Raw genomic sequence first — 6,302 nt, forward strand, 5'->3', positions numbered from 1 at the left:
AGGCAGGGCGGCGCGGGTATGCCCGTGCCGTCAGGTTCAAAAGAGGTATCGCCTCTTTTGAACTGCGTTAACGATAAACAGAGGCTACAGCTGGTTGATCATGCTGGCCAGATAGCCCGCGCCAAAGCCGTTGTCAATATTCACCACGCTGACCCCGCTGGCGCAGGAGTTCAGCATGGACAGCAGCGCCGAGAGCCCCCCAAAGGAGGCCCCATATCCCACGCTGGTGGGCACTGCAATCACCGGGCAGTCGGCCAGGCCCCCGATTACGCTGGCCAGCGCTCCCTCCATGCCCGCAATGGCAATCATGACCCGTGCGCTCATAATATCCTCCAGGTGGGCCAGGGTGCGGTGCAGCCCGGCCACGCCTACGTCATACAGCCGGACCACCTGATTGCCCAGCGCCTGGGCGGTGAGAGCCGCCTCCTCAGCCACAGGCATGTCGCTGGTGCCGCCGGTGGCTACCACAATTTTGCCCTGGCCCCGGGGCTGGGGCATGTCCCCCACAATGCCCACCCGGCCCATGGCGTTGTAGGTGAGGGGCAGGGTCTGCTCAACCAACCGGGCGGCCTCCGGGCTCATGCGGGTAATGAGCACAACCCCCTGGCCGTCCCCCCGCATGGAGGCGGCAATGTCCCGAATCTGCTCCGGGGTTTTGCCCGCGCCATAAATGACCTCAGCGGCCCCCTGGCGCAGGCCCCGGTGGCGGTCAATTTTGGCAAAGCCCAGGTCCTTAAAGGGCTCCATCTTCAGGGCGAGCACAGCCTCGTCCACCGTGCACGCGCCGCTGCTGACCTGTTCCAGAATGCTGCGGATCTCCTGCTGGTCCAAAAACCGGTTCCTTTCTCTGTCTCAGAACTTGTACCAATAGGATTTGTGCCTGGATTTTCGAGGAAATTACATGGTTGACAAGGCGCAAACCCGCAGGCAATCTGGCGATTGGCAAGGGTTTGCAACACAGTCAACCGTGTAATTTGCCGAAAAGGCAGGTGCAAACTCCTATTGGTACAAGTTCCTTAGAATTGGTATTTTGTGCCGTGAGAGAACAGGCAGCCGTCCGTCAGCTGAACCTGTAGAATGATGGTGTTCTCGTCCGCCAAATCCGTGTGGCCGTTGCCCAGCCATGAGGCAAAGACCTGTTTCAGGGTCTCCGCCAGGGCGCGGTTTTCCTCTTTGCCCAGGGCTCCCAGACTACGCCCTGTGCCGTGGCCGGTGAACCAGTCGCCGGCAATGGCCGCGGCGGGATTGCCGGCCAGCTGCCTCATTTTGTTGGAGAGCGCGTGGGTAATCACATAGAACGCGCCGTCCTCATAGTAGGCGTTCACATAGCGGACCTGAGGGACAGTTCCCTCCGTGGTGGCCAGAGCAATCACATTGTCCTTGCCAAAACGCTCGCGCAGAATGGCCTCGGTCTCTGAGGGGATGGATATCATAAGTATGTTCTCCTTTTCTCGTTTTCTACAGTATAACACAGGGAGGGGAGGACCGCAAGGAAAACAGGGGCATTTTGCAGAATCCGCCGGTCCATTCCAACCCTTGACCGCTTGCCAGCAGAGCAAAAGTGTGGTATACTGATACCACAGTCAAGTGTAACGGCAAGGAAAAGTGAAAAGGGAGAGCGGATATGGACAGCCTTTTTATTGCCCTGAATACGGTGCTGCCTCTGTTTCTTATGCTGGCGGTGGGCTATGTCACCCGGCTGACAGGCCTCATGGGGGAGATTGCCGCCCGGCAGGTGAACAAGGTCATTTTCAAAATTTTTCTGCCCCTGCTGGTGTTCTGCAATATCTACGACTCCGACCTGGCGGCGGACCTGCGCAGCAGTTTGATGTTCTTCGCCCTGGCCGGGGTGCTGATTGAATTTCTGGTGGCCCTGGTGCTGGTGCTGCTCACCGAGCAGGAGAACGCCCGGCGGGGGGTGATGCTGCAGGGCATGTTCCGCAGCAACTTTGTGCTGTACGGCATCCCCATCAGCGCGGCCCTGTTTGGCGCAACGGCCAGCAGCCGGGCCTCGGTGCTCATTGCGGTGGTCATTCCCCTGTTCAATGTGCTGGCGGTGCTGGCCTTGGAGATGTTCAACGGCCAGCGTCCCAACCTGTGGAAGGTGCTCATCGGCATTGTCACCAACCCGCTGATTCTGGCCTCGGCGGCAGGCATTGCCTGCAACTATTTCCACATTGTTTTGCCCGGCGTCATCTACAGCACAGCCTCCACCCTGGGGGGAATCGCCACGCCCTTGGCCTTTGTGGTGCTGGGAGCCTCCCTCAGCTTTGGGGAGACCGGCCGCTGCGCCCGGCCCCTGCTGATTACCCTGTGCGTCAAGCTGCTGGTCTTCCCGGCGGCCTTTTTGGGGGCGGCCATTCTCATGGGCTTCCGGGGGGCGGACCTGGCGGTGCTGCTCACCCTGTTCGGGTCGCCCATTGCCGTGTCCTCCTTTACCATGGCCCAGCAGATGGGGGGCGACGACCAGCTGGCAGGGCAGCAGGTGGTGTTCAGCTCGGTGCTGTCCATTGGCACCATGTTTCTGTTCATCTGGGGGTTGAAATATTTTGCGTTTTTCTGACAGGACAGGCCTTGCAAGGCCCAGAATGATTTTGTTTGACTTTGGCGGCACCCTGGCCCGGGAGACGGAGAATGACTTTCTCCGGGGCTGGCAGGGGGTTTTTCGGGCAGTGAAGGACCCTCCCGCCGGCGCGTCCCCGGCCCGGGCCCATGAGCTGGCGTCCCGGCTATGGGAATACCAGGCGGTGTGCCGCCGGCATGGAGCTGAGCTCCACGAGTGGCAGCAGCTGCGAACCGTGCTGGGGGTGTTGGGGCTGGAGGAGGCCCTGGACCTGGAAACAGCGGAGCGTCTGCTTATGGAGAACGCCAGCGCCGCGCAGCCTGTTCCTTACGCCGGGGAGCTGCTGGACTTCCTGCACCGGCAGAGAATCCGCACCGGGGTCGTCAGCAACATCGGCTGGTCCGGGAATGGGCTGGCCCACCGGCTGAAACAGATTCTGCCTGAAAACCGCTTCGAGTTTGTTATCGCGTCCAGCGAGTACGGCATCCGCAAGCCAGACCCCCTGCTCTTTCAAGCCGCCCTGAAAAAGGCGGGCCTGCCCGCCAGTCAGGTATGGTACTGCGGCGACGACCTGCAGGCGGACATAGCTGGCGCTCACGGCGCGGGGCTGTTCCCGGTGTGGTTTGGGGGCAGGGGACCTGGGCCGGATTTCCCCCATCTGCGGGTGGGGGACTGGCGGGAGCTGGCCGAGCTCCTGGAAAAAACCGTGGAGGAGGGGGAGAGATGCTGATACGTCCCTACCAGACCGAGGACTGCGCGGCCATGGCCCGGCTGTTTTACGACACGGTGCACACAGTCAACGCCCGGGACTATACCCCGGAGCAGCTGGCGGTGTGGGCCGCCGGCCAGGTGGACCTGGCGGCCTGGAACCGATCCTTCCTGGCCCACACGACCTTAGTGGCAGAGGAGAACGGCCAGATCGTCGGCTTTGGCGACATGGACGGCAGCGGGTACCTGGACAGGCTGTATGTGCATAAGGACTGGCAGGGGCGCGGCGTGGCCTCCGCCCTGTGCCAGGCCTTGGAGGCGGCGGTCCCCGCAAAGGCCTATACCACCCAGGCCTCCATTACGGCCAAGCCCTTCTTTCTGCGCCGGGGCTGGCAGGTGCTGCGGGAGCAGCAGGTGGAGCGCGGCGGCGTTCTGCTGACAAACTATGTGATGGAGAAGCCCCTGCCCGGGAGCCCGGGAGAACCGGCGGACGAGAGGGTCCTGTTCTTCTTTTCCCCCCACCCCCATGCGCTGCCCCTGTACGAGAGGCTGGAAAAGCAGCTGCTGGCCCGGCTGGGAGACTTTGAGCGGCGGGTGCAGAAGACGCAGATCTCCTTTTATCAGGGCAGGCTGTTCGGCTGCGCCTCCTTCAACCGGGTGCGCAAGGGGCTTCGGGGAGACTTCCTCACCGTCACCTTTGGGCTGGGCCGTCAGGTGCAGTCGCCCCGGCTGACTGTTGTGGAGCCTTACCCCGGACGCTGGACCCACCACGCGGTGATAACAGACCCCAAGGAGATTGACCAGGAGCTGCTGGACTGGCTGGCGGAGGCCGCGGCCTTTTCGGCGGCAAAAGGAAGGTAGCGAAAACCACACATAATGTGTTCACATATAGCGGAAACGTCAGAAAAAGCGGGCCGGTTCACGCCTGAGGAGAGGGAAAAGCCCCTGCCCCCACAGCCTGGACATGCCCGGAAAACCAACCGGAAAGGAAGACGACACATGGGAAGAACCATCGCACAGAAGATCATTGAGAGCCACCTGGTCTCAGGCAAAATGGAGGTGGGGGAGGACATTGGCCTGGCCATTGACCAGACCCTGACCCAGGACGCCACCGGCACCATGGCCTACCTGGAGTTTGAGGCCATGGGCGTGCCCCGGGTGAAGACCCAGCGCAGCGTGGCCTATGTGGACCACAACACCCTGCAGAGCGGCTTTGAGAACGCGGACGACCACCGCTACATCCAGACGGTTGCCAACAAGCATGGCGTCTACTTCTCCCGTCCCGGCAACGGCATCTGCCACCAGCTGCATCTGGAGCGCTTCGGGGCTCCGGGCAAAACCCTTATCGGCTCTGACAGCCACACCCCCACCGGCGGAGGCATTGGTATGCTGGCCTTTGGGGCCGGGGGCATGGATGTGGCCGTGGCCATGGGCGGGGGCGAGTACCACATCAACATGCCCAGCATGACCCGGGTGGAGCTCACCGGCAGGCTCTCCCCCTGGGTGTCGGCCAAGGATGTGATTCTGGCGGTGCTGCAAAGGATGAGCGTAAAGGGCGGCGTGGGCAAGATCATCGAGTATGGCGGCGAGGGCGTCAAAACCCTCACTGTGCCCGAGCGGGCCACCATCACCAACATGGGGGCCGAGCTGGGGGCCACCACCTCCATCTTCCCCTCGGATGAGATCACCCGGCAGTTTTTGCAGGCCCAGGGCCGGGGAGACCAGTGGGTGGAGCTGTCCTCAGACCCGGACGCGGCCTATGACGAAACCCTGACCATAGACCTCTCCTCCCTGGAGCCCCTGGCCGCCTGTCCCCACAGCCCCGACGCGGTAAAGCCCGTCAGCGGGCTTGCGGGCATGAAGGTGGACCAGGTGTGCATTGGCTCCTGCACCAACTCCTCTTATCTGGACATGATGCGGGTGGCCGCGGTGCTCAAGGGCAAAACCGTGCACCCCCAGGTGAGCCTGTCCGTGGCCTGCGGGTCCAAGCAGGTGTTCAACATGCTGGCCGAAAACGGCGCGCTGGCGGACATGATTGCCGCCGGGGCCCGGATTCTGGAATGCGCCTGCGGGCCCTGCATTGGCATGGGCCAGTCCCCCAACTCCGGGGGGGTGTCCCTGCGCACCTTTAACCGGAACTTTGAGGGCCGCTCAGGCACAGCGGACGGGCAGGTCTACCTGGTAAGCCCGGAGACCGCCGCGGCCTCTGCCATTGCCGGGTCCCTCACCGACCCCCGCTCTCTGGGCGAGCCGGTGAAGGTGGAGCTGCCGGAGCGTTTTCTCATTAACGACAACATGATTGTGCCCCCCATTGAGGAGGCCCTGATGGAGACCGTGGAGGTAAAGCGCGGCCCCAACATCAAGCCCCTGCCCATTGCCGGCCCCTTGGAGGAGAGCATCCGCCGCCGGGCTGTGCTGAAGGTGGATGACAACATCACCACCGACCACATTATGCCCGCCGGGGCCAAAATTCTGCCCTACCGGTCCAATATCCCCTACCTGTCCCAGTTCTGCTTTGCGGTGTGCGACAAGAGCTTCCCCGAGCGCTGCAAGGCGGCGGGGGGCGGCGTGATTATTGCCGGGCACAACTACGGCCAGGGCTCCTCCCGGGAGCACGCGGCCCTGGTGCCCCTGTATTTGGGGGTGAAGGCGGTGGCCGCCAAGAGCTATGCCCGCATTCACGCGGCAAACCTGGCCAACACAGGCATTCTGCCCCTGCAGTTTGTCAACGAGGCCGACTACGACGCCATTGACCAGATGGACGTGCTCTGTCTGCCCGCAGTCCGCAAGGAGCTGGAAGCAGGGGAGGAGGTCACCCTGGTCAACGAGACCCGGGGCATTACCATGAAGCTGAACGCTGTGCTCACTGCCCGGCAGCGGGACATGGTGCTGGTGGGCGGCCTGCTGAACTATACCAAGCTGGAAAAATGAGAGGAGAACCCCATGAGCTTTGAAAAAATCCCCATGAAAACGCCCCTGGTGGAGATGGACGGGGACGAGATGACCCGGGTCATCTGGCAGATGATCAAGG

6 protein-coding genes and 1 pseudogene are annotated in these 6,302 nt (G+C 62.5%); 5 read left to right on the forward strand and 2 right to left on the reverse strand.

All coding sequences use genetic code 11. The features are described 5' to 3' along the window. Window positions 1-84 precede the first annotated feature (84 nt). Both larB and ACTO5E_RS03850 read right to left on the reverse strand, forming a co-directional pair. The gene (gene larB, locus ACTO5E_RS03845; protein ID WP_482301721.1) at window positions 85-831 is read right to left on the reverse strand and encodes a nickel pincer cofactor biosynthesis protein LarB; all 747 of its coding nucleotides are present in this window, start codon (window positions 829-831) and stop codon (window positions 85-87) included. Window positions 832-1,016: 185 nt separating this feature from the next. Then, complete coding sequence (locus ACTO5E_RS03850; RefSeq protein WP_482301722.1) at window positions 1,017-1,433, reverse strand: pyridoxamine 5'-phosphate oxidase family protein; 417 nt, start codon at window positions 1,431-1,433, stop codon at window positions 1,017-1,019. A 191-nt stretch (window positions 1,434-1,624) separates the two neighbouring features. On the opposite strand from ACTO5E_RS03850, the gene ACTO5E_RS03855 reads away from it, so the two are divergent. The 5 genes and pseudogenes from ACTO5E_RS03855 to ACTO5E_RS03875 all read left to right on the forward strand — a co-directional run bounded on the left by ACTO5E_RS03855 (window position 1,625) and on the right by ACTO5E_RS03875 (window position 6,202). Continuing rightward, window positions 1,625-2,563, forward strand: coding sequence for an AEC family transporter (locus ACTO5E_RS03855; RefSeq protein WP_482301724.1), 939 nt, complete (start codon window positions 1,625-1,627; stop codon window positions 2,561-2,563). Between the two features lie 25 nt (window positions 2,564-2,588). Then, the gene (locus ACTO5E_RS03860; protein ID WP_482301726.1) at window positions 2,589-3,293 is read left to right on the forward strand and encodes an HAD family hydrolase; all 705 of its coding nucleotides are present in this window, start codon (window positions 2,589-2,591) and stop codon (window positions 3,291-3,293) included. Beyond that, a pseudogene (locus ACTO5E_RS03865) lies at window positions 3,287-3,745 on the forward strand (GNAT family N-acetyltransferase); the annotation flags it as partial. The gene ACTO5E_RS03860 and the pseudogene ACTO5E_RS03865, both read left to right, overlap by 7 nt. Then, on the forward strand, window positions 3,722-4,132 hold the full coding sequence (locus ACTO5E_RS03870; protein ID WP_482301729.1) for a DUF5655 domain-containing protein: 411 nt from the start codon (window positions 3,722-3,724) through the stop codon (window positions 4,130-4,132). The pseudogene ACTO5E_RS03865 and the gene ACTO5E_RS03870, both read left to right, overlap by 24 nt. 138 nt (window positions 4,133-4,270) lie before the next feature. Then, window positions 4,271-6,202, forward strand: coding sequence for an aconitate hydratase (locus ACTO5E_RS03875; RefSeq protein WP_482301728.1), 1,932 nt, complete (start codon window positions 4,271-4,273; stop codon window positions 6,200-6,202). The last annotated feature ends 100 nt before the right edge of the window (window positions 6,203-6,302 follow it).

It is taken from the genome of Acutalibacter sp. (assembly GCF_056800975.1).

What these genes read in the sequence shown, in the direction of transcription:
- ACTO5E_RS03870 (WP_482301729.1), top strand. Translation starts at nt 3,722, where the DNA reads ATGGAGAAGCCCCTGCCCGGGAGCCCGGGAGAACCGGCGGACGAGAGG.
- ACTO5E_RS03850 (WP_482301722.1), bottom strand. Translation starts at nt 1,433, where the DNA reads ATGATATCCATCCCCTCAGAGACCGAGGCCATTCTGCGCGAGCGTTTT.
- ACTO5E_RS03855 (WP_482301724.1), top strand. Translation starts at nt 1,625, where the DNA reads ATGGACAGCCTTTTTATTGCCCTGAATACGGTGCTGCCTCTGTTTCTT.
- ACTO5E_RS03875 (WP_482301728.1), top strand. Translation starts at nt 4,271, where the DNA reads ATGGGAAGAACCATCGCACAGAAGATCATTGAGAGCCACCTGGTCTCA.
- ACTO5E_RS03860 (WP_482301726.1), top strand. Translation starts at nt 2,589, where the DNA reads ATGATTTTGTTTGACTTTGGCGGCACCCTGGCCCGGGAGACGGAGAAT.